Source organism: Rossellomorea vietnamensis NBRC 101237, assembly GCF_001591825.1.
Classification (GTDB): domain Bacteria; phylum Bacillota; class Bacilli; order Bacillales; family Bacillaceae_B; genus Rossellomorea; species Rossellomorea vietnamensis.
Genome location: NZ_BCVQ01000092.1, coordinates 1 through 3316, shown reverse-complemented (window position 1 = coordinate 3316; position 3316 = coordinate 1). Strand labels below are relative to the sequence as shown.

4 protein-coding genes are annotated in these 3316 nt (G+C 44.5%); 2 read left to right on the top strand and 2 right to left on the bottom strand.

The genetic code is table 11. From position 1 onward, the window contains the following. Together BVI01S_RS21700 and BVI01S_RS22675 are read right to left on the bottom strand one after the other, a co-directional pair. A partial coding sequence (locus BVI01S_RS21700; protein WP_034760365.1) for an aminotransferase class I/II-fold pyridoxal phosphate-dependent enzyme occupies positions 1-1469 on the bottom strand: 1469 nt, incomplete at its 3' end. Positions 1470-1693: 224 nt separating this feature from the next. Beyond that, positions 1694-1852 carry a hypothetical protein gene (locus BVI01S_RS22675; RefSeq protein ID WP_156477379.1) on the bottom strand — a complete coding sequence of 53 codons (159 nt, stop codon included), beginning with the start codon at positions 1850-1852 and terminating at the stop codon, positions 1694-1696. Between the two features lie 109 nt (positions 1853-1961). Here BVI01S_RS22675 and BVI01S_RS21695 point away from each other — a divergent pair, with 109 nt between their 5' ends. Both BVI01S_RS21695 and BVI01S_RS21690 read left to right on the top strand, forming a co-directional pair. Continuing rightward, positions 1962-2918: an NAD(P)H-dependent flavin oxidoreductase gene (locus tag BVI01S_RS21695; RefSeq protein WP_061811534.1), complete on the top strand. Its 957-nt coding sequence runs from the start codon at positions 1962-1964 to the stop codon at positions 2916-2918. Between the two features lie 29 nt (positions 2919-2947). Further along, a complete protein-coding gene (locus BVI01S_RS21690; RefSeq protein ID WP_034756022.1) occupies positions 2948-3220 on the top strand; it encodes a UPF0223 family protein in 273 nt (90 codons plus the stop codon). Positions 3221-3316: the final 96 nt, after the last annotated feature.

Sequence of the window (3316 nt, the reverse complement as noted above, 5' to 3'; positions counted from 1 at the left end):
CATCGAATGGCCCGATGCTCTTTGATGACTCTTAAATGACGTAAATCGTAGTCTTCAGGTCCTTGTACTGGAAGACCTGCTTCTATATTGGTTTTGATATAATGGATGTTTTCCTGAGTGATGATCTCCCCTGGAATGAATATGGGGATTCCAGGAGGATAGACCATGATGAACTCAGCAATGGTCCTTCCAACGGAATCATCAATCGGAATGACTTCTGTATCAGCATAAAAAGCGTCCCTCGGTGTAATGGATAGAACAGGAATATCAGGCAGCATCACTTTAACAGGGGTCATCTCGCCTTGTTTCTTAAGGCTCGTAACCAGTTCTTTTAAAGCAGTGACCAATTGGTTTCCTTCATATTCAGTATCACCAGGTGTGATGATGCAGAGGATATTATACAGGTCGGACATTTCAACCTCGATATTATGAGCTTCTCTTAACCACTTTTCCGCATCGAACCCACTGATTCCCAGGTCCTTCACGGATATAATCAGCTTAGTCGGATCATATGCATAGGTCGCTTTCGTTCCAAGGATTTCTTCCCCTACACAGTATAAACCGTCAATCTCGTTGATTTGCTTTCTCATATTCTGGGAGAGTTCGATCGTTTTGGTGATGAGCTCCCGCCCTTCAGTGGCAAGTCGTTTTCTTGCAACATCAAGGGATGCAAGTAGTAAATATGACGTGGAAGTCGTCGTCAGCATGCTTAAGATGGTCTGCACACGCTTAGCAGAGACAAGCCCTTCTTTCATATTGAGGACTGAGCTTTGAGTCATGGATCCGCCGAGCTTATGAACACTCGTAGCTGCTAAGTCAGCACCTGCCTGCATGGCTGACAGGGGAAGTTCATCATGGAAGTGTATATGAACCCCATGAGCTTCATCGACGAGTACCGGAACATGATAAGAATGGGCAATTTCCACGATTTTCTTTAGGTCTGCGGAAATTCCGAAATAGGTAGGATTGATGACCAATACACCTTTGGCATCAGGGTTTTGTTCCAAAGCTTTTGCAACGGCGTCTGTCGTGATACCGTGTGAGATCCCAAGGTCCTCATCAATATCTGGATGGATAAAGATAGGAGTGGCCCCTGAGAAAACAATTGCAGACATAACGGATTTATGCACGTTTCTTGGAACAATGATCTTGTCTCCAGGTCCGCACACACTCATGACCATCGTCATGATCGCTCCGCTCGTCCCCTGAACAGAGAAGAAAGTATGATCGGCACCGAATGCCTCGGCAGCCAAATCCTGAGCTTCCTTGATCATGCCTTTAGGTTGGTGCAGATCATCTAAAGGACCGATATTAATCAAATCAATGGATAGCGCATTTTCTCCTATGAATTCCTTAAAGGCAGGATCCATCCCTGCACCTTTCTTATGACCTGGAATATGAAACTGGACGGGATTTTTTTTACTATGTTCAATTAAGCCGGTAAACAACGGCGTTTCATTTTGAGACAATTCATTCAACACCTCTTTATATTCTTCATGGCACAATAAACCAACATGCATGCTAAAGATATCATTATATAGGATTCAAACCATAATTTCATACATTCTTAAGATATTTTCAACAAACAAAAGAATTATAGCACTTAAGAAAATCTTTGCATAGTGACATACGCCCATGAAGATGTATTTTTTTCATAGCACAAACAAAAGAAGTCATACTCCTGATTTTTGGCTCATTTCCGTCCTGTGTGAGAGTGACCGCCAGACCAAGCGAGCTTGGTCTGGCGGTCACTCTCACACAGGACGACCTTCCAGCAAAGCTGGAAGGCGTGTGAAACGTACGTTTCACACGAATGAGCCAAAAATCCACCTAACTTATCAAAAAAATGCATACAGCCCTCCCATCTAAGACTCACCTTATTTCTTATGAATATATACCACACGAAAGAAAAGGACTTTCCCACCTCCATCCAGAATAAATGAATGAATGGAGGGATTCAAATGAAGTGGAAAACGAGGGTTACAGAATTATTGAACATTCAATATCCGATCATACAAGGGGGGCTTGCCCACCTGGCATATGCAGAATTGGCTGCGGCGGTGTCGAATGCAGGCGGCCTTGGCCAAATCACGGCCATGTCACTCGATGACCCTGAGCAGCTTCGTCAAGAAATCAAAAAGGTAAGATCACTAACAGATCAACCCTTCGGAGTGAACTTTGCCATCGGTCAGCATGGACGCCCATTCAGCAGCTTTGTTGATATTGCCATAGAAGAAAAAGTGCCGGTCATCTCCGTTACAGGGGGAAACCCGACTCCCCTGTTTCAACAAATCGAAGGGGAAGATATGGTGAAGCTTGTATTGGTCGCATCAAAAAGACAGGCCCTGAAGGCTGAAGAGCTCGGGGCGGATGCCGTCATGGTCGTTGGACAAGAAGGGGGAGGACATCTGGGTAAGGATGACATCGGGACATTCGTCTTGATTCCACGTGTGGTGGATGCTGTATCCATCCCTGTCATAGCCTCGGGAGGTATTGGGGACGGCCGTGGTTTGATGGCAGCCCTCAGCTTCGGCGCAGAAGGAGTCGAGATGGGGACGAGGTTTATAGCGACAAAAGAGTGCGTCCACGCCTCAGACATGTATAAACGTGCCTTGATTGAAGGGGACGAGAGTGGTACAGTAGTCATTAAACGATCTTTAGGTGCCCCGGCCAGAGCGATATCAAATACCTGGACAAATCAAATCCTGGCTGCTGAAACATCGAATCCGGGATATGAAGGATTAAAGTCATACATAAGCGGCGAGGCGAATAAACGATATATTTACGATGGTGAAGTAGACGAAGGCTTTGCGTGGGCAGGACAGGTGATGGGGTTGATCCAGGACATCCCTTCGGTTAAAGATCTCATCGGGCGAATGATTTCACAAGGTGAAAACATTCGTGAACAGTGGAGTTAATACATTCATCAAAGGAGTTGCAGTGCAAAATGGAATATCAATACCCCTTCGATATAGACTGGTCCACGGAGGAAGTCATCGACGTCATTGCCTTTTTCGAAGCGATTGAAAAGGCATATGAAAAAGGTGTTTCAAGAGAGGACCTGATGAATCGATATAAGCGATTTAAGGAAATCGTCCCTGGTAAGGCAGAAGAGAAAAGGATCTGTAATGAATTTGAAGAATCCAGTGGCTATTCTTCCTACCATGTGGTGAAAAAAATGAAAGAGCAGCAGGACGCTGCCAAAATATCGATGAATTAAAAGAGGCTGGGACAAAACCCTACTCTGAAATGAAAAAGCCGGTGAGATTTTACAAAAAGTAAAATTTCACCGGTTTTGATTATTTTTAAATTAAAA